This window comes from Streptomyces sp. NRRL S-350 (genome assembly GCF_000719705.1).
In the GTDB taxonomy this organism is placed as follows: Bacteria; Actinomycetota; Actinomycetes; order Streptomycetales; family Streptomycetaceae; genus Kitasatospora.
Genome location: NZ_JOHO01000003.1, coordinates 155,165 through 173,179, shown reverse-complemented (window position 1 = coordinate 173,179; position 18,015 = coordinate 155,165). Strand labels below are relative to the sequence as shown.

At 74.4% G+C, this 18,015-nt stretch carries 16 protein-coding genes; 3 read left to right on the top strand and 13 right to left on the bottom strand.

The features are described 5' to 3' along the window. Positions 1-132 precede the first annotated feature (132 nt). The gene (locus IF30_RS0104570; protein WP_051709221.1) at positions 133-1,041 is read right to left on the bottom strand and encodes a DMT family transporter; all 909 of its coding nucleotides are present in this window, start codon (positions 1,039-1,041) and stop codon (positions 133-135) included. Here IF30_RS0104570 and IF30_RS0104565 point away from each other — a divergent pair. Beyond that, a complete protein-coding gene (locus tag IF30_RS0104565; protein WP_030232271.1) occupies positions 1,040-2,494 on the top strand; it encodes a PLP-dependent aminotransferase family protein in 1,455 nt (484 codons plus the stop codon). The two genes, IF30_RS0104570 and IF30_RS0104565, sit on opposite strands and share 2 nt — an antisense overlap. A gap of 32 nt (positions 2,495-2,526) precedes the next feature. Here the strand turns inward: IF30_RS0104565 and htpX are convergent, their stop codons facing one another. From htpX to IF30_RS0104510, 11 genes are all read right to left on the bottom strand, one after another. Next, positions 2,527-3,390 carry a zinc metalloprotease HtpX gene (gene htpX / locus IF30_RS0104560; protein ID WP_030232267.1) on the bottom strand — a complete coding sequence of 288 codons (864 nt, stop codon included), beginning with the start codon at positions 3,388-3,390 and terminating at the stop codon, positions 2,527-2,529. A gap of 188 nt (positions 3,391-3,578) precedes the next feature. After that, the gene (locus IF30_RS0104555; protein ID WP_030232264.1) at positions 3,579-5,171 is read right to left on the bottom strand and encodes an NADH-quinone oxidoreductase subunit N; all 1,593 of its coding nucleotides are present in this window, start codon (positions 5,169-5,171) and stop codon (positions 3,579-3,581) included. 56 nt (positions 5,172-5,227) lie between these two features. Beyond that, positions 5,228-6,859 (bottom strand): complex I subunit 4 family protein, encoded by a 1,632-nt coding sequence (locus tag IF30_RS0104550; protein ID WP_030232260.1) that lies wholly within the window; start codon positions 6,857-6,859, stop codon positions 5,228-5,230. 68 nt (positions 6,860-6,927) lie between these two features. Continuing rightward, the gene (locus IF30_RS0104545) at positions 6,928-8,988 is read right to left on the bottom strand and encodes an NADH-quinone oxidoreductase subunit L (RefSeq protein WP_030232257.1); all 2,061 of its coding nucleotides are present in this window, start codon (positions 8,986-8,988) and stop codon (positions 6,928-6,930) included. Next, positions 8,985-9,359, bottom strand: coding sequence for an NADH-quinone oxidoreductase subunit NuoK (gene nuoK / locus IF30_RS0104540; protein ID WP_030232254.1), 375 nt, complete (start codon positions 9,357-9,359; stop codon positions 8,985-8,987). Before nuoK ends, IF30_RS0104545 begins: the two co-directional genes overlap by 4 nt. Continuing rightward, complete coding sequence (locus IF30_RS40970; protein WP_051709218.1) at positions 9,359-10,093, bottom strand: NADH-quinone oxidoreductase subunit J; 735 nt, start codon at positions 10,091-10,093, stop codon at positions 9,359-9,361. Before IF30_RS40970 ends, nuoK begins: the two co-directional genes overlap by 1 nt. Further along, positions 10,090-10,710 carry a NuoI/complex I 23 kDa subunit family protein gene (locus IF30_RS0104530; RefSeq protein ID WP_030232248.1) on the bottom strand — a complete coding sequence of 207 codons (621 nt, stop codon included), beginning with the start codon at positions 10,708-10,710 and terminating at the stop codon, positions 10,090-10,092. The genes IF30_RS40970 and IF30_RS0104530 overlap by 4 nt, the downstream gene beginning before the upstream one ends. Then, a complete protein-coding gene (nuoH, locus tag IF30_RS0104525) occupies positions 10,707-11,666 on the bottom strand; it encodes an NADH-quinone oxidoreductase subunit NuoH (RefSeq protein WP_030232245.1) in 960 nt (319 codons plus the stop codon). The genes IF30_RS0104530 and nuoH overlap by 4 nt, the downstream gene beginning before the upstream one ends. Beyond that, positions 11,663-12,853, bottom strand: a complete 1,191-nt coding sequence (locus IF30_RS0104520; RefSeq protein ID WP_051709216.1) for an NADH-quinone oxidoreductase subunit C — start codon at positions 12,851-12,853, stop codon at positions 11,663-11,665. The genes nuoH and IF30_RS0104520 overlap by 4 nt, the downstream gene beginning before the upstream one ends. Further along, entirely contained in the window at positions 12,850-13,509 is a 660-nt protein-coding gene (locus IF30_RS0104515; protein ID WP_030232238.1) for an NADH-quinone oxidoreductase subunit B, read from the bottom strand. The genes IF30_RS0104520 and IF30_RS0104515 overlap by 4 nt, the downstream gene beginning before the upstream one ends. After that, on the bottom strand, positions 13,500-13,916 hold the full coding sequence (locus IF30_RS0104510) for an NADH-quinone oxidoreductase subunit A (protein ID WP_030232236.1): 417 nt from the start codon (positions 13,914-13,916) through the stop codon (positions 13,500-13,502). The genes IF30_RS0104515 and IF30_RS0104510 overlap by 10 nt, the downstream gene beginning before the upstream one ends. Before the next feature lie 388 nt (positions 13,917-14,304). On the opposite strand from IF30_RS0104510, the gene IF30_RS0104505 reads away from it, so the two are divergent. Further along, on the top strand, positions 14,305-15,474 hold the full coding sequence (locus IF30_RS0104505; protein ID WP_030232235.1) for a sensor histidine kinase: 1,170 nt from the start codon (positions 14,305-14,307) through the stop codon (positions 15,472-15,474). Between the two features lie 183 nt (positions 15,475-15,657). Here the strand turns inward: IF30_RS0104505 and IF30_RS0104500 are convergent, their stop codons facing one another. Then, positions 15,658-16,731 carry a S1C family serine protease gene (locus tag IF30_RS0104500; protein ID WP_420791120.1) on the bottom strand — a complete coding sequence of 358 codons (1,074 nt, stop codon included), beginning with the start codon at positions 16,729-16,731 and terminating at the stop codon, positions 15,658-15,660. A 244-nt stretch (positions 16,732-16,975) separates the two neighbouring features. On the opposite strand from IF30_RS0104500, the gene galE reads away from it, so the two are divergent. Then, the gene (gene galE, locus IF30_RS0104495) at positions 16,976-17,962 is read left to right on the top strand and encodes a UDP-glucose 4-epimerase GalE (RefSeq protein WP_030232233.1); all 987 of its coding nucleotides are present in this window, start codon (positions 16,976-16,978) and stop codon (positions 17,960-17,962) included. Positions 17,963-18,015: the final 53 nt, after the last annotated feature.

Genomic DNA, 18,015 nt, shown 5'->3' with positions numbered 1-18,015 from the left:
GACGGGCCGCTCCGAACCGGTCCCGACGAGGAGCGGGCGGGGCGGGCGCGGGCCGGGCGAGCGGCGGGCGCGGGCCGGGCGAGGGGCGGACCGTCGCGGCGCGCGCCGCCTCGTTCCGGGCCGTACGGCGGCTCAGCTCCGGGCCCGCTGGGTCACCGCGATGCACGTCAGCACGACCACCGCCGTGACGGGCGCGGCCGCCGGCAGGTCCTCGCCGAGGAGCAGCACCGACCAGACCAGCGTCAGCAGCGGCTGCGCGAGCTGCAGCTGACTGGCCCTCGGCACGCCGATCCCGGCCATCCCCCGGTACCAGAGCACGAACCCGCCGAACTGCGACACCGCCGCGATGTACCCCAGCCCGACCAGCGCCTTCGCCCCGAGCCGCACCGGTTCGGCGGCCAGGCCGAACGCCGTGGTCAGCACCATCACGGGCAGCGCGGCCAGCACCGCCCAGGCGATCACCCGGGCGCCCGGGAGGTCCCGGGAGAGCCGCCCGCCCTCCGCGTACCCGGCCGCGCAGACCAGCACCCCGACGAACAGGTACAGGTCGGCGACGGTCGGCCGGCCGTGGCTCTGCAGCAGGGTGAAGGCGAGCACGGCCGCCGCCCCGGCCGACGCCGCCGCCCAGAACGCCCGGGACGGCCGGCGGCCCGTGCGCAGCGCCGAGACCACCGCGGTGGCCAGCGGCAGGACGCCGATGACCACCGCCGAGTGGGCGGTCGAGGAGGTGCGCAGGGCGAGCGTGGTCAGCAGCGGGAAACCGACGACGCAGCCTCCGGAGACCGCCAGGAGGCCGGGCCAGTGCCGGCGCTGTGGCAGCGGGGCGGCGGTGGCCAGCAGGTAGGCCGCGGCGAGCGCCGCGGCCAGGACGCCGCGCAGGCCGGTCGAGGACCACGGGCCGAAGCCCGTCAGGGACCACGCGGTGGCGGGGAAGCTGAGTGAGAAGGAGGCCACTCCCAGGGCGGCGAGGACGGCGCCGGAGGCCGGGACGGGCTGCGGTGCTACCACCTCAGGAACGGTAGCGCTATCTTGTGTCGTCATGAACGAGCGTAGCAGCGTGACCGAACTCGCCGACAGTCTGCGGCAGGAGGTCGAGCGCTACCAGGAGGGGCGAAAGCTGCCCTCCAGCCGGGCGCTGATGGAGCGCCACCAGGTCAGCCCGGTGACGGTCTCCCGGGCCATCGCCGTGCTGGTCGCCGAGGGGCTGGTGGTCTCCCGGCCGGGCGCGGGGGTCTTCCGCGCGGCGCCCTTCGGCGCGGCCCCGGCCGCGCCCGCCGCCCCCGCAGGCCGCCCCGGCGACCTCTCCTGGCAGGAGGTCGCGCTCAGCGCCGACTCCGGCCCGCGCGACCTGCTCGCCGCCCCCGTGTTCGCCACCCTGCGGGTGCCGCCGCCCGACGTCATCGACCTCAACAGCGGCTACCCGCACGCCTCGCTGCTGCCCGAACGCCCCCTCGCCACCGCGCTCGCCCGGGCCGGCCGGCGTCCCGGCGCCTGGGACCGGCCGCCCACCGACGGCCTCACCGAACTGCGCGGCTGGTTCGCCCGCGACATCGGCGGCCACGGCGGTCCGATCGGCGCCGGGGACGTCCTGATCACCTCCGGCGGGCAGAGCGGGCTCACCGTCGCCATGCGCTCGCTCGCCGCCCCCGGCTCGCCGGTCCTGGTCGAGTCGCCGACCTACTCGGGCATCCTCGCGGTCATCCGGGCCGCCGGGCTGCGGCCCGTGCCCGTCCCCGTCGACGCCGACGGGGTCCGCACCGACCTGCTGGCGGACGCCTTCGCCGCCACCCGGGCCCGGGTGTTCGTCTGCCAGCCGCTGTTCCAGAACCCCACCGGCGCGGTGCTCTCACCCGAACGGCGGGCGGACGTGCTGCGGATCGCCCGGGCGGCCGGGGCGTTCGTGGTCGAGGACGACTTCGCCCGCCTGCTGGCCCACGCCGACGCCCCCGCGCTGCCGCGCCCGCTCGCCGCCGACGACCGGGACGGAGTGGTGGTGCACCTGCGGTCACTGACCAAGGCCGCCTCCCCCAACCTGCGGGTCGGCGCGCTCACCGCGCGCGGCCCGGCCCTCGCCCGGCTACGGGCCACCCAGGTGGTGGACAGCTTCTTCGTGCCCCGGCCGCTCCAGGAGGCCACGCTGGAACTGGTCGCCGACCCGGCCTGGGCCCGCCACCTGCGCACCCTCGGCGCCGAACTGCGCGACCGCCGCACCGCCGCCGTCGCCGCCCTGCGCCGCGAACTGCCCGACGTCCTCACCACCCACCGCCCCGGCGGCTACCACCTGTGGCTGCGCCTCCCGGACGGCACCGACGACGGCGCCGTCACCGCCGCGGCCCTGCGCGCCGGCGTCCAGGTCACCCCCGGCCGCCCGTACCACGCCGCCGAACCCCCGGCCCCCCACCTCCGCGTCAGCTACGCCGCCGCCGAGAGCCTCGCCCAGGTCACCGACGGCATCCACCGCCTCCGCACGGCGTACGACGAAGCCACCGCGTGACTCCGTGGCGCCCCGGCCCGACGGCCGCCGCCCTACCGCCCGTGGCCCGCCATCCGCTCCAGGCGGGCGATGCGCTCGGCCATCGGGGGGTGGGTGGAGAAGAGCCTGGCGCCGGCCTCGCCGGGGCGGAAGGGGCCGGCGATCATCATGTGGCTCGCCGTCTGGAGCTGCGGCTCCGGCGGGAGGGGCAGTCGGCGGGTGCCGGCGTCGAGCTTGCGCAGGGCACTCGCGAGGGCGAGCGGGTCGCCGGTGATCCGGGCGCCGTCGGCGTCGGCCTGGTACTCGCGGGAGCGGCTGACCGCCAGCTGGATCAGGCCGGCGGCGAGCGGGCCGAGGACCATGATGGCGAGCATCCCGAACAGCCCCGGCCCGTCGTCGTCCTCGTCGCGCCCGAACGGGACCAGCCAGGCGAAGTTCACCAGGAACATCACCACCGACGCGAGCGCCCCGGCGACCGAGGAGATCAGGATGTCCCGGTTGTGGACGTGGCTCAGCTCGTGTCCGAGCACGCCCCGCAGCTCGCGCTCGTCGAGGAGCCGCAGGATGCCCTCGGTGCAGCAGACCGCCGCGTTGCGCGGGTTGCGGCCGGTGGCGAAGGCGTTCGGGGCGGGGGTCGGGGAGATGTAGAGGCGGGGCATCGGCTGGCGGGCCGCGGTGGAGAGCTCGCGCACGATCCGGTACAGCCGGGGCGCCTCGAACTCGCTGACCGGTCGGGCCCGCATGGCCCGCAGTGCGAGCGTGTCGCTGTTCCAGTACGCGTAGGCGTTGGTCCCGAGGGCGACCAGCAGGGCGATCAGGAGCCCGGTGCGGCCGAAGAAGCCGCCGATCACCAGGATCAGCGCCGAGAGGCCGCCGAGCAGGACGGCGGTCCTCAGTCCGTTGTGCCGGCGGTGCACGTCAGGCCCTCCAATGGTGCGGTGGGGAAGCCCTTTCTGCCTCGTCCCTCGTGCCCGGACAACGGGTGGGGCCCGGGAGCTTGTTCCCTTGTGACCGACGCGACAACGCCGTACCCGGCCGCGTCACCCCACCGGCCCGCCCCGCCGGGCCGATCCGGCCGCACCGTCCCCGGTCGACCGGGGGCCGCTCAGAACAGTGATCCGCCCGCGACCTGCAGGACGAGCTGGGGCGCCACCGACAGGACCACCGCCACGGAGGCGGTGAGCCCCAGCGTCGCCGTCAGGCCGACCGGCAGTCGGCGCTCGGCCCCGGCCGCGGCGCCCGCCGACCGGTCGGCCTCCGGGGCGAACAGCCGCGCCGTCCACAGCAGGTAGTAGTACAGGGCGACGACCACATTGGCCGCCATGACCACGGCCAGCCAGCCCAGCCCGGCGTCGACGGCCGCCCGGAACACCACGACCTTGCCGAACAGGCCGATCACGCCCGGCGGCAGCCCGGCCAGGCAGAGCAGGAAGAAGGCGAGCGCCAGCGCCGTCCAGCGGCGGCGGGCGAACAGGCCCCGGAAGTCGTCCACGCTGGCCCCGGCCCGGCGGCCGACCGCCGCGACCACCCCGAACGCGCCGAGGTTCACCACGCCGTAGATCAGCGCGTACACGGCGGTGGCGCCGATGGGCCCCTGGTCGAACGCGGGGCGCCCGGCCCCGCCGGACGCGTACCCGGCCGCGGCGAGCGGCACCAGCAGGTACCCGGCCTGGCCGACCGAGGACCAGGCGAGCAGCCGCACCGCGCTGTACCGGGTGTCGAAGCGCTGCCGCAGCGCGCCGACGTTGCCGACGGTCATGGTGACGGCGGCCAGCACCGCGAGCACCAGCCCCCAGGTGTGCGCGAAGGGGCGGAAGGCGATGGAGGTGGCGAGCGCCAGCCCGGACAGGCCGGCCGCCTTGCCGACCACCGAGAGGTAGCCGGCCACCGGCAGCGGGGCTCCGGTGTAGGTGTCGGGCACCCAGAAGTGGAACGGGACGGCGGCGACCTTGAACGCGAAGCCGACGAGGGTCAGCACCGCGCCCGCCTCGGCGAGCGGCTGGAGCTGCGCGGGGGCGTGCTCCAGCCCCTGGGCGACGGCGCCGAGGTGCAGGCTGCCGCTCGCCGCGTAGACGAAGCCGACGCCGAGCAGCATCACGGCGGTCGCGGTCACCGAGGAGACGAAGAACTTGAGCGCGGCCTCGGCGCCCCGGCCGTCCCGGCGAAGCGCGACCAGGGCGAAGGCGGGCAGCGAGGCCACCTCCAGGGCGATCACCATGGTGGCGAGGTCCCGGGAGGCGGGCAGCAGGGCGGCACCGGCGGCGCTGGAGAGCAGCAGGAACCAGTACTCGCCCCTCGGCAGCTTCTCGTCGTCCACGGTGTGGGCCGAGAGCAGCGCCGCGATCAGCGCGCCGCCGAGGGCGAGCAGCTGGAACACCAGGGCGAAGTGGTCGGCGACGTACGAGCAGCCGCCCGCGACGGAGCCGCTGATCGACGCAGTGTCAGTGGCGCCTGCTACGTTCCGAACACAGAAGGTCGCCCGGGGTGACGTTCCGGTGAGGGGGAGGAGTGCGATGAGGGCGAGGGCGAGTCCGGCCGCGGTGAGGCGGCCGAGCCACTTCTTGTGCCGCTCGGGCAGGAACAGGTCCGTGACGAGCACGGCCAGGGCGGCCGCGGCGGCGATCAGCGGGGGCGCGATCGCCACCCAGTCCACGGACTGGATCAGGCTGCCCGGGTTGGCTACGGCGAGGGAGGTCACAGTGTGCTGCCCCGTGGAGTGAGGTCCGAGTGCGGCGGTGTGGGCTGCGAGCACGGTCAGCCACCCCCGAGGAGGTGCTTGACGGCCGGGTTCGAGAGGCCGAGCAGCAGCGCCGGCCAGAGGCCGGCGAGCAGGGTGAGCGCGGCGAGCGGCATCCAGCTGACGGCCTCGTACGGGCGCACGTCGGCCACCTCGGCCACCGGCGCGGGCTGCTCGGGGTCGCCCATGCAGACGCGCTTGACGACGATCAGCAGGTAGGCGGCGGTGAGGAGGGTGCCGAGGCCGGCCAGGACCATGTAGGTGACGAAGGCGGGGCGGGAGAGCCCCTGGGCGGGGTCGAACGCGCCGAACATGGCCAGCAGCTCGCCCCAGAAGCCGGCCAGGCCGGGCAGCCCGAGGCTGGCGACGGCGGCGAAGGCGAGCAGGGCGCCGAGCCGTGGTGCCCGCCCGTACAGGGCGGCGCCGGTGGCGCCGGAGAGGGTGTCGAGGTCGGCCGTGCCGTAGCGGTCCTTGAGCGCGCCGACGACGAAGAACAGCAGACCGGTGATCAGGCCGTGGGCGATGTTGGCGAACAGCGCGCCGTTCACGCCCACCGGGGTGAGGGAGGCGATGCCGAGCAGCACGAAGCCCATGTGGCCCACGGAGGAGTACGCGATCAGGCGCTTGAGGTCGCCCCTGGCGCCGGAGTCACCGGGCGCGGAGCGCCTCGAAAGCAGGGAGGCGGTGGGCGACGACGGGAGGGCGAGCGCCAGGCAGGCCAGGGATCCGTAGACGATGCCGACGGCGGCGAAGGCGCCCAGGTAGGGGGCGAGCGTGGTGATGCCGCCGGGCACGATCGGGAGGAGGACGCGGACCAGGCCGTACGTGCCCATCTTCAACAGCACGCCGGCGAGCAGCACCGAGCCCACCGTCGGGGCGGCGGTGTGCGCGTCGGGGAGCCAGCTGTGCAGCGGCCAGGCGGGGGCCTTGACGGCGAGGCCGACCAGGATCGCCAGCGCGGCGATCACCTGGGTGGTGTGGCTCAGGCCGCTGCCGTGCGCGGCGGCCAGGGCCTGCATGTCGAAGGTGCCGGCCTTGCTGCCGACCAGCAGGAAGCCGAGCAGCATCACGGCCGAGCCGAGCAGCGTGTAGAGGATGAACCGGTTGGCGGCGGGGACCTTCGCGCCGCTCCCCCAGCGGGCGATCAGGAAGTACATCGGGATCAGCACGATCTCGAAGGCCAGGAAGAAGAGCAGGAGGTCCAGCACCGCGAAGGTGGCGAGCATGCCCACTTCGAGGAGGAGGAACAGCCCGACGAAGGCCTGCGCGGACGGACGGGGCCCTTCCGGGGCACCGCCCCGGGCGTCCCCGCCCGGCAGCCGCTTCTCCGAGTACAGCGCGCAGAGGAAGGTGAGCAGCGCGGTCAGCACGATCAGCGGCAGCGAGACGCCGTCCACGCCGAGGTGGAGGCGCACGTGCAGGGCCGGGATCCAGGACACGTCGGTGGTGGCCTGCATCCGGGCGGGTTCGTCGTGGTCGAAGCCGGCCGCGAGGGCGACGGTGAGCAGGAGCACCGCGCCGGTCACGACGGTGTTCAGCCGCAGCGCCCGCCGGTCGGCGACGGCCCGGTCCGGCCCGAACACCGGGGCCAGGGTGAGCGCGGCACCGAGCAGCGGCAGCACCAGGAGGGCGATGAGGACTGCGTTCATCGGGGGCTCCTACGTGCGGCGGTCGAGGGGGCGGAGGCGGAGAGGCGGGGGGCGGAGTGCGGCACCGGCTACACCGCCACCAGGACGGCCAGCAGGACGACGGCGGCGAGCAGGGCGCTGAGGTAGGTCTGCGCGTTGCCGGTCTGCGCGAGCCGGACGGCCCGGCCGAGCAGGTTGGCCCCGACCCCGCTGCCGCGCACGTAGGTCTCGACGACCTCGCGGTCCAGGAAGCGGACCAGTCGGGCGGCGGCGACCACCGGGCGGACGAACAGCGCCCCGTACAGCCGGTCGACGCCGAAGCCGTGCCGGGCCGGGCCGAACAGCGGGCCGAGCAGGGTGCGTCCGGGGTCGGCGACGATCACCTCGACGGCCGGGGCTCCGGCCTGCTCGGGCACCCGGCCGAGGACGGCCGGGGCGGGTCGGCCGGTGCCCAGCCGGGCGGTCGCCGAGCGCCAGGCGCCGTACGCCGCGAGCACGCCGACCACGGCGAGCCCCGTGCTGGTGACGGCGGTGACGCCGGAGGGCCGCAGCGGGCCGCCGTCCAGCAGTGCGGGCAGCCAGTCCGAGCGCAGGCCGGCGATGCCGAAGCCCATGGTCGGGATGGCCAGCACCCAGAGCGGCCAGCGCATCGCGGGCGGCTCGGCGCTGGCCGGGTCGGCCTCGTCCAGCTCGGGCGAGTACGGGGCGTCCGCCTCGTGGTCGGCCGGGACCGTGGCCCGGTCGGCGGCGGGCAGCACCTGCGGTGCGGCCGCGGCGGCACCGGCCGGGCTGTGGAAGGCGACCAGGAACAGCCGGGTGGCGTACGCGGCGGTGAGCAGTGCGGTGAGCCCGGCGGAGATCAGCACGATCCACCCGGCCGCCTGCGGCACCGCGGAGGCGGGGCCGAGTCCGTTGGTGAGCGCCTCGCCCTTGGCGGCGTGCTCGGCGGCGGTCAGCACCGCCTCCTTGCTGAAGAAGCCGGAGAACGGCGGCAGCCCGACCAGGGCGACCAGCGCGATGCCCAGCGTCCAGTAGGCGTCCGGGACGCGTTTGCGCAGTCCCGGGATCCGGGACATCGCGGAGATCGAGTTGGTGTGCGCGGCGTGGATCACCACACCGGCGGCCAGGAACAGCAGCGCCTTGAACGCGCCGTGGCTGACCAGGTGGAAGACGGAGGCCTCGCGGTCCCCGCTGGCCAGCGCGCCGGCCATGTAGCCGAGCTGGCCGACGGTGGAGTAGGCGAGCACCCGCTTGAGGTCGTCCTGGGCGAGCGCGCACAGTGCCGAGCCGATCATCGTCACGGCGGCCATCACGGCGAGCACGACCAGCGCCGCGCCCGACAGCAGGAAGACCGGCAGCAACCGGGCGACCAGGTAGATGCCGGCCGCGACCATGGTGGCCGCGTGGATCAGCGCGGAGACCGGCGTCGGGCCGGCCATCGCGTCGGGGAGCCAGGTGTGCAGCGGGAACTGCGCGCTCTTGCCGGCCACCCCGGCGAGCAGCAGCAGGGCGATCAGCGTCGGGTGGCCGAGCCTGCCCTCGCCCGCCGCCGCGAGCACGTCCGGGATCCGGAAACTGCCGGCGTCGGCGCCGAGCAGGAAGATCCCGAACAGGAACGGCACGTCGCCGAGCTTGGTGACCAGGAAGGCCTTGAGCGAGGCCGAGCGGGCGTCCGCGCTCTCCCAGTGGTGGCCGATCAGGAAGTACGAGCAGAGGCCCATGACCTCCCAGCCGACCAGCAGCACGATCAGGTCGCCCGAGTAGACCACCAGGAACATCGCCGCGGTGAACAGGGAGACCAGCGCCGCGTACGAGGGGTAGCGCGGGTCCTCCTTCAGGTACGCGGTCGAGTAGACCTGGACGCAGGTGGCGACCAGGCCGACCAGCACGGAGATCAGCGAGCTGAAGCCGTCCAGGTGGAGGGCGAGCGCGATGTCCGGTCCGCCGGTCGGGGTGAGGCGGGTGGCCGCGTCGAGGGTCTGGCCGGTGCCGAGCTGGAGGGCGACCACCAGGGCGAGCACCGCCGAGACGGCGACCGGGACGATCGCCAGCGGCCGGGCCGCCCCGGGCGCCTTCTTCCCGACGGCGAGGGTCGCGGCCGCGCCGAGCGCGGGCAGCGCGGGGACGAGTGCGGGCAGGGCGAGGTTCATGCGGCGGCCTGGCCCTTCAGCGCCTCGGCTCCGGCCGACGCCTCTTCGGTGGCGAGCGGCTCGGCCGGATCGCCGAGCGCGGTGGCGCGGTCGATGTCCGCCGTGCCCCGGGCCCGGAACAGCAGCAGGACGATGGCGAGGCCCAGCCCGATCTCGGCGGCGGCGACGGTGATGGTGAACAGGGTGAGCGCCTGCCCGGCGTGCAGCGAGTCGCGCAGCCAGGCGTCGAAGGCGACCAGGTCGAGGTTGACGGCGTTGAGCATCAGCTCGACCGACATCAGTACCAGGACGGCGTTGCGCCGGGCGAGCACGCCGTACACGCCGACGCTGAACAGCAGCGCGGCGAGGACGACGGGGTAGGCGAGGTGCATCAGCTCTTCTCCTCCGGCTCGGCGGAGCCCGGCGCGGCGGAGCCCGGCACGGTCGGCTCGGGCGTCACCGGCTCGGGCGCCGTCGGCCTGGGCGCGGTCGCGGCGACCGTCCCGTTCGACCCGACCGGCCGCCCGGCGCGCAGCCTGCCCGCCCGGGGTGCCGGCACCCGCCGCTGCGAGCCGCGCGACAGCACGATCGCACCGACCAGCGCCGCCAGCAGCAGGACGGACAGCGCCTCGAAGGGCAGCACCCAGTTCCGGAACAGGCTGGCGCCTGTGACGGCGGCGGAGCCGCCGCCCGCGCCGAGGTCGATCCAGGAGGTCCGGAAGGCGTCGACCACCAGGGTGACCAGCGTCCCGGCCGACGCCAGCGCGACCGCCAGGGCCACCCAGCGGTTCTTGGAGTCGGCGTCCGGCGAGCGCCCGATCGGCGCCTTGGTGAGCATCAGGCCGAACAGGACCAGGACGACCACCGAGCCGAGGTAGATCAGCACCTGTACCCAGGCGATGAACTCGGCGGTGAGCAGCAGGAACTCCACCGCGAGCCCGCCGAGCGCGACGACCAGCCAGAGCGCGGCGTGCACCAGCTGCCTGGTGGTGACGGCGACCACGGCCGAGCCGAGCACGGCGATCCCGACCAGCAGGAAGACGATCTCCTGGCCGGTCGGGGACAGGAACGAACGGGCGGCCGGCTCCAGCGAGCCGGTCGCCGCGAGCAGGGTGGGAACACTCACTCGGTCTCACCCTTCTTCTCTTGCGACTTCTCCGGCTTCTGCACCGGCTCCGGCTTCACCGGCGGCTCCGGCTCCTCCACCGAGGCGGCGGCAGCAGCCGCAGCCGCCAGCTTGTCCGCCGCCTTGCGCGCGGTGGCGATCTCCTTGGGCTCCTCGGCCGCCGGATCCAGGGCGGGCGGCGCCGGGACGGTCCACATCCACTCGCGGAGCTTGTCCCGCTCGTGGGTGAGCTCGTGGATGTCCGTCTCGGCGTACTCGAACTCGGGCGACCAGAACAGCGCGTCGAACGGGCAGACCTCGATGCAGATCCCGCAGTACATGCAGAGCGAGAAGTCGATGGCGAACCGGTCCAGCACGTTGCGGGTGCGGGCCCGGGCGTTCGGCTCCGCGGCCGGCAGCGTCTCCTTGTGGGAGTCGATGTAGATGCACCAGTCGGGGCACTCGCGCGCACAGAGCATGCACACCGTGCAGTTCTCCTCCAGCAGGGCGATGACGCCGCGCGAACGCGGCGGCAGCACCGGCTGGACGTCGGGGTACTGCGCGGTGACGGTCTTCTTCGTCATCGTCCGCAGCGTCACGGCCAGCCCCTTGGCGAGACCGGCACCGGGAAAGCTCATGAGATCGCCACCTTGATGATGCCGGTGAGGGCCAGCTGGAGCAGGGCGAGCGGGATCAGCACCGTCCACGCGAAGCGCATCAGCTGGTCCTCGCGCAGACGCGGGTAGGTGACCCGCAGCCAGATGACCACGAAGGCCAGCGCGAAGGTCTTGAGGATCATCCAGAGCCAGCCGAGCTGGTCCGCCATCGGCCCGTGCCAGCCGCCGAGGAAGAGCACCGCGGTCAGCGCCGACACCACGAGGATGCCCACGTACTCGGACAGCAGGAACAGCGCGAACCGCAGACCGGTGTACTCGGTGTACGCGCCGAAGATGATCTCCGAGTCGGCGACCGGCATGTCGAACGGCGGGCGCTGCAGCTCGGCCAGACCGGCCGTGAAGAACACGAACGCGCCGACGACCTGCCAGGGCAGCCAGTACCACTGCCAGGAGTCCACGATCCCGGGCAGCGACAGCGTGCCCGCGGCCATCGCCACCGAGGCCGCCGCGAGCACCATCGGCAGCTCGTACGACATCAGCTGCGCGGCCGTGCGCAGGCCGCCGAGCAGCGAGAACTTGTTCGCCGAGGCCCAGCCGGCCATCAGCTTGCCGATCACGCCGACGCCCATCACGGCCAGCACGAAGAACAGCCCGGCGTCGATCGCCTGGCCGACGAAGCCGTTCGGGCCGACCGGGATCGCCAGCAGCACGAAGAGGTACGGCAGCAGGGAGACGGCGGGCGCCAGCTGGAAGATCCGGCGGTCCGCCCCGGCCGGGACGATGTCCTCCTTCTGCGCGAACTTCACGCCGTCGGCGACGAGCTGTGCCCAGCCGTGGAAGCCGCCCGCGTACATCGGGCCGAGCCGGCCCTGCATGTGCGCCATGACCTTGTGCTCCGTCTGGCCGATGACCAGGGGGAAGACGAGGAAGACGACGAGGGTGGCGACGCAGCGCAGCACCGTGTCGAGCAGGTTCACGCGCCGTCTCCGTCCCGGTCGGCCGGGTCGGCCGGCGTCTCGTCCTTCTGCTCCGGCTCGCCCGGCTCCTCGGCGGTCTTCCCGCCCGACGGTTCGTCGTCGTGGGCGGGCACCGGGTTGTGCCAGGGCGCGTCGGAGGACGAGGGCCGGGCGGGGCCCGGACGCTCCGTCTTGGGCGCGTCGGCGGTCTGGCCGACGGAGCCGTCGGCGGCCGTCCTGGTCCGCCGGGGCCGGTCCGCCCGTACGGCGGGCGCCCCCTCGCCGACGGCCGGAGCGGCACCGGCCGCCGGGGCGCCGCCGGCAGGCGGGGTGTCACCAGCCAGCGGGGTGCTCTCGGCAGGCGATGGTCCGCCGGCAGGCGCGGGGCCGTCAGCGGCCGGGGGGCCGGCAACCGCGGACGCGCCCTCGGCGGTCGGGGCGGCCTGGCTCGCCGAGCCCTCCGACACCGAGCGCGTACGCCGCGGCCGGTCGGCCCGGACGGGCGCGCCCTCGGCAGCAGCACCAGCGCCGCCACCGGCAGCCCCGGCCGCGGCCCCGCCCGCAGCCGCGGCCGCCCGGGGCGTGCGCGCCGCGGCGCCCGCCGCCCGCGCGCCGCGCGCGGGCCGCTCGGCGACCGGCGGCAGGGTGCCCTTGAGCGGTCCCCACTCGTTCGGGTCGGGCACGCCGGCCGGCTGCATCTTGCGCCTGACCGGCCCCTCGCCGTGGTCCGACTCGCCCGGCTCCTTGGCCCCGGGCCAGGCCTTGGCGACCCGGGCGGCGAGCACGAACTCCTTGCGCAGCGGGTGCCCCTCGAAGCCGTCCGGCAGCAGCAGGGCTGCCAGGTGGGGGTGCCCGGGGAAGTCGATGCCGAACATCTCGTGCGTCTCGCGCTCGTGCCAGGCGGCACCGGCGTAGACGGAGACGGCGGTCGGCAGGGCCGCCCCGTCGCGCGGCAGCCGGGTGCGGACCGTGAGGTGCCGTACGCCCGGTGCCTCGACGGCGGCCAGGTGCGCGACCACGGAGAAGCCGTCGGCGAGCTCGTCGACGGCGCTCAGCCAGTCGAAGTAGGCCAGGCCCAGGACGTCCCGCGCGTTGGTGAGCGCCTCGATCCAGTGCTCGGCCGGGACGTCGACGGTGGTCAGCCCGTACGCCTCGGCGCCGGTCGCCCACTCCCCGACCGACGCCGCGTACTGCTCGGCCGTGGTCACGAGACCCCTCCCTCACTCGAAGTCCCGGCCTCGGCCCCGGCCTTGGGGCCCGCGACCAGCGGCCGGCGCAGCGCCCCCGCGGGCGCGGCGTAGCGGCCGGGCAGGGACTCGGCGGCGATCTTCTCCTGCAGCTTGAGGATGCCCTGGAGCAGCGCCTCCGGCCGGGGCGGGCAGCCGGGCACGTAGACGTCGACCGGGATGATCTGGTCGACGCCCTTGGTGACCGAGTACGAGTCCCAGTAGGGGCCGCCGGAGTTCGAGCAGGCGCCGAAGGAGATGACGTACTTCGGCTCGGGCATCTGCTCGTAGAGGCGCTTGACGGCGGGCGCCATCTTGTCGGTGACCGTCCCCGAGACGATCATCAGGTCCGCCTGCCGGGGGCCGGGCGCGAACGGGATGACGCCCATCCGGATGAAGTCGTGCTTGGCCATGGACGCGGCGATGAACTCGATCGCGCAGCAGGCCAGGCCGAAGTTGAAGCACCAGAGGCTGTAGCGGCGCCCCCAGTTGAGCACCACCTTGACCGGGTCCGGCGCGAGCCGTGCCAGCGGGCCGAGGCCGCGCCGTTCGACGGCGCCGGGGCGCGCGGGGTCCGGCAGGCCGAGCGGGACGGGGCCGCCCTGCGCGCCGTGCGGGTGGGAGTGCGTCACGTCCATTCGAGAACGCCCTTCTTCCAGGCGTAGAGCAGCCCGACCGCGAGGAAGCCGATGAAGAGGAACATCTCGACCAGCGTTCCGGCGCCGTACCCGGCGGTGGCGAAGACGGTCGCCCACGGGAACAGGTAGATCGCGTCGACCGCGAAGATCACGTACAGGAAGGCGTACACGTAGTAGCGGATCTGGGTGTGCGCCCAGTCCTCGCCCACCGGGTCCACGCCGCACTCGTAGGCGAGGAGCTTCTCGGGCGAGTACACCACCGGCCGCAGCAGGCGGTTGGCGGTGAACGCCACGGTGACGAAGAGCACCCCGACGACGGCCAGCAGGCCCATCGCGGCGTACGCGTCGAAGTAGCCGCTGCCGGCCGCCGGGTCGGCCGCGACGGCAGCCGCGTGCTGCCACTCCATGCCTTCGCCTCCACCTCGGCCGTGAAACCGCCCCTCAAGGCAGTTCTACGACGTTTCCTCGCACGGTCATAACCACGGGTCTCAACCACGATCACAACCATGGCCAATGCGTGAGTCTAAGGGGAGGGCCGAGGTCCGCCCGAACCCTGCCCGCTCCGCAAGACGGCCCGTGGACACCCCGGTGAACGGCCGGCGGGGCGCAGGCGACCGGGACGGGGGTGCCGGGGGTGGGGATAACCCCCGGCCGGGAAGATGTATCACCCCCATGGCACCCGCCGCCCCCGGTTCGGGAAGCTTGGTCCACCCGCACGATCACGAGGGACGGTAGATCCGGATGAAGCCGCTGCACCGCCGCGCCATGGACGCCATCAAGGAGCAGGACGCCCGGATGGAGCGCCCTCCGCTGTACGGCGCGCGCATGTGGCGCCAGGCCGGGCAGCTGCTGCTCAACCTGCCGCTGGGCATCGCCGGCTTCGCCCTGTCCGTCACGACGCTGGCGGTCGGTCTGAGCCTGTCGGTCACCGTGGTCGGCCTGCCCCTGCTCGCCGGCGGGCTGGCCGCCTCGCGCAGCCTGGGCGCACTGGGCCGCCGCCGGGCGCGGACGGCGTACGACTCGACGATCGACGAGCCGGCGCCGGTGAGCCCGCGGCGCCCGGGCGCGGTGGGCTTCACCATCGCCCACCTCACCGACCTGCTGAACTGGCGCACCGTGCTCTACAACGTGCTGATGCTGCCCTGGGGCATCCTCGGCTTCGCCCTGACCGTGGTGTCGGTCCTGGCGCTGTGGCCGGTGCTGCCCTGGGTGATCCGCGGCTTGGCCGCGATCGACCGGATCCTGATCGAGTCGCTGCTCTTCCCCGGCGCCCTGGCCGAGCGGGTGCGCGAGCTGGAGGACGACCGCGGCACCGTCGTGGACACCGCCGCCGCCGACCTGCGCCGGATCGAGCGCGACCTGCACGACGGCGCCCAGGCCCGGCTGGTCGCGCTGGCGATGGACCTCGGCATGGCCAAGGAGCGGCTGCGGGAGGTGGAGTCCGAGGACGACGTGGCGGTCGCCGCGAAGATGGTCGACAACGCGCACGGCGAGGTGAAGCTGGCCCTGCAGGAGCTGCGCGACCTGGCCCGCGGCATCCACCCCGCGGTGCTCACCGACCGCGGTCTGGACGCCGCGCTGTCCGCGGTCGCGGCCCGCTGCACCGTCCCCGGCGGGGTCAAGGTGAACGTCGACCTGGCCGGGCCGGACGGCGAGCCGGAGCGGCCGGACTCGGCGGTCGAGGGCATCGCCTACTTCACCGTCAGCGAGCTGCTCACCAACGTCTCCAAGCACGCGGGGGCCCGCACCGCCTCGGTCGACGTCTGGCGCTCGGACAACCAGCTGATGGTGCTGGTCCAGGACGACGGCAAGGGCGGCGCCGCCGCCTACCCGGGCAGCGGCCTGTCCGGGCTGGCCGAGCGGATCCGCGCGGTGGACGGGGTCTTCCTGGTGGAGAGCCCGACGGCCGGCCCCACGACCGTCACGGTCGAGCTGCCCTGGCGCACCCGCGCCGCCCGCCGCTGACCGCCCGTGACAGCCTCCGTCCGCCGCTGACCGCCCCTGGACCGCGGGAGCGGCGGACGGTGCGGGAACAGCAGTGCGCCGGGCCCCCGTCGAGGCAGTGACGGGGGCCCGGCGCCGGTCCGGTACGACGGGCCGGCCGCAGAACCCTTGCGCGGTGTGCGGCCCGGCGGCGCCGTACCGGGGTTACGGGGTCGCCAGCGTGCCGAGGGTGACGTCGGCGGTCTTGGTGCTGCCGTCCCGGGTGTAGGTGACGGTGACCTTGGTGCCCGGGGTGAGCGAGGCGAGCGCGGTGGTGAGCGCGTTCAGCGAGTCGACCGGGGTGTCGCCGATCTTGGTGATGACGTCGCCGGGCTGCAGCCCCGCGGAGGCGGCCGCGCCGCTCGGGCTGACCGCCACGATGGCCGCGCCGGCGGGCTGGAACTGCTGGTTGAAGCTGGTCCGGGCGGTGATGCCGAGTGCGGCCCGGCCGGAGTTGGTGACCTTGCCCTGCTTGATCAGCTGGTCGGTGATGCTGGTGATGGTGGACGCCGGGATGGCGAAGCCGATGCCGGGTGCGGCCGCGCCGTTGGTCGCGGGCTCGGTCGCGGCGAGCGTGTTGATCCCGATCACCTGGCTGTCCAGGTTGACCAGCGCGCCGCCGCTGTTGCCCGGGTTGATCGCCGCCGAGGTCTGCACCATGTTGCCGATGGTGGCGCCCGGCGAGCCGCCGCCCTGGGGCTCGGAGACGGTCCGGCCGGTGGCCGAGACGATGCCCTGGGTGACGCTGCTGGAGAGCCCGAGCGGGCTGCCCATGGCGAGGGTGATCTGGCCCAGCTCGACCTTGCCGGAGTCGCCGAAGGTCGCGGGCTTGAGGCCGCTCGGCGGGCTGCTCAGCCGGATCACCGCGAGGTCGGAGTCGGGGTAGCTGGCGACCAGGCCGGCGTCCAGCGCCTTGGTGGTGTTGGCGAGGGTCACGGCGAAGGTGGTCGCGGTGCCGACCACGTGGGCGTTGGTGACGATGTCGCCCTTGTCGTCGTAGACGATCCCGGAGCCGAGGCTGTCGCCGGTGGTGATCTGCACCACCGAGGGCAGCACGTCGGAGATCACCTTCTGGTAGGCGTCCTGCAGCTGGACGGCGCCCTGCGCGGGGGCGGAGGAGGCCGGTTTGGTGGTGGCGGAGCCGGACGGACCGCCGGCGGAGGACGGGGACGCCGCGGAGGATGACGAGGACGAGGAGGACGAGCCGCTGCTGCACCCGGCGAGGACCAGCGTGGTCACCACCGCGACGGCGGCCGCGGGCCAGCGCCCGTGCGCCGCCCGGGGCCCGGTCGGCCGGGGCCCGGCGGGGAGGGGGCGGGAGTGTTCCTTCTTACGACTCACCTGGCTGCCTCCGATTCGTCACCACGCCGTCGGCGCGGGCGTGAGAGCACGCAAATCTTTGTCAGCATTCCACCAATTTGTCCGATTCGCTGGCCGGACTCGCCCGAAAAGTCGACCGGATCCGAACGCCTAGGATCGGTACATGACTTGGTTGATCACCGGCGGTGCCGGATACATCGGCGGACACGTCGTCCGCCAGCTGCTCGACGCCGGTGAGCGCGTCGTCGTCCTGGACGACCTCAGCACCGGCGACCCGTCCCGCCTCCCCTCCGACGTCACCCTGGTCGAGGGCTCCACCCTGGACCGCGCGGCCCTGGACGCCGCGATCCGCGAGCACGGCGTCGAGGGCGTCCTGCACTTCGCCGCCAAGAAGCAGGTCGGCGAGTCGGTCGAGCAGCCGTTCCTGTACTACCGCGAGAACGTGATCGGCCTGCAGACCGTCCTGGAGGCGGCCGCCGAGGGCGGGGTCAAGCGCTTCCTGTTCTCCTCCTCCGCCGCGGTCTACGGCATGCCGGACGTCGACCTGGTCACCGAGTCGACCCCCTGCGCCCCGATGAGCCCGTACGGCGAGACCAAGCTGGCCGGCGAATGGCTGGTCGCCGCGGCCGGGAAGGCCCACGGCATGTCGACCGTGGCCCTGCGCTACTTCAACGTGGCCGGCGCCGCCTCCCCCGAGCTCTCCGACGCCGGGGTCTTCAACCTGATCCCGATGGTCTTCGAGCGGCTGACCGCCGGCCAGGCCCCGCGGATCTTCGGCGCCGACTACCCGACGCCGGACGGCACCTGCGTGCGCGACTTCATCCACGTCTCCGACATCGCCTCGGCCCACGTGGCGGCCGCCGCGCGCCTGGCCGCCGACCCGGCCGGGGAGACCTCCCTGGTGCTCAACATCGGCCGCGGCGAGGGCGTCAGCGTCCAGGAGATGCTGCAGGTGATCGGCAAGGTCACCGGCTACGACACCACCGCCGAGGTGACGCCCCGCCGCCCCGGCGACCCCGCCCGGGTGGTGGCCTCCGCCGACCTGATCCACCGCGAGCTCGACTGGACCGCGCGCCACGGCGTGGAGGAGATGGTCGCCTCCGCGTGGGCGGGCTGGTGCAGCCGCCACCCGGAGGCCCGCAAGGCCTGAGCCCGCACCCCGGCCCGGACCGGTGGCACCACCGGCACGGCGGTGTCCGCCCC

What these genes read in the sequence shown, in the direction of transcription:
- IF30_RS0104565 (WP_030232271.1), top strand. Translation starts at nt 1,040, where the DNA reads ATGAACGAGCGTAGCAGCGTGACCGAACTCGCCGACAGTCTGCGGCAG.
- IF30_RS0104570 (WP_051709221.1), bottom strand. Translation starts at nt 1,041, where the DNA reads ATGACGACACAAGATAGCGCTACCGTTCCTGAGGTGGTAGCACCGCAG.
- IF30_RS0104550 (WP_030232260.1), bottom strand. Translation starts at nt 6,859, where the DNA reads ATGAACGCAGTCCTCATCGCCCTCCTGGTGCTGCCGCTGCTCGGTGCC.
- IF30_RS0104545 (WP_030232257.1), bottom strand. Translation starts at nt 8,988, where the DNA reads ATGAACCTCGCCCTGCCCGCACTCGTCCCCGCGCTGCCCGCGCTCGGC.
- nuoK (WP_030232254.1), bottom strand. Translation starts at nt 9,359, where the DNA reads ATGCACCTCGCCTACCCCGTCGTCCTCGCCGCGCTGCTGTTCAGCGTC.
- IF30_RS0104530 (WP_030232248.1), bottom strand. Translation starts at nt 10,710, where the DNA reads ATGAGCTTTCCCGGTGCCGGTCTCGCCAAGGGGCTGGCCGTGACGCTG.
- IF30_RS0104515 (WP_030232238.1), bottom strand. Translation starts at nt 13,509, where the DNA reads ATGGACGTGACGCACTCCCACCCGCACGGCGCGCAGGGCGGCCCCGTC.
- IF30_RS0104510 (WP_030232236.1), bottom strand. Translation starts at nt 13,916, where the DNA reads ATGGAGTGGCAGCACGCGGCTGCCGTCGCGGCCGACCCGGCGGCCGGC.
- IF30_RS0104505 (WP_030232235.1), top strand. Translation starts at nt 14,305, where the DNA reads ATGGAGCGCCCTCCGCTGTACGGCGCGCGCATGTGGCGCCAGGCCGGG.
- galE (WP_030232233.1), top strand. Translation starts at nt 16,976, where the DNA reads ATGACTTGGTTGATCACCGGCGGTGCCGGATACATCGGCGGACACGTC.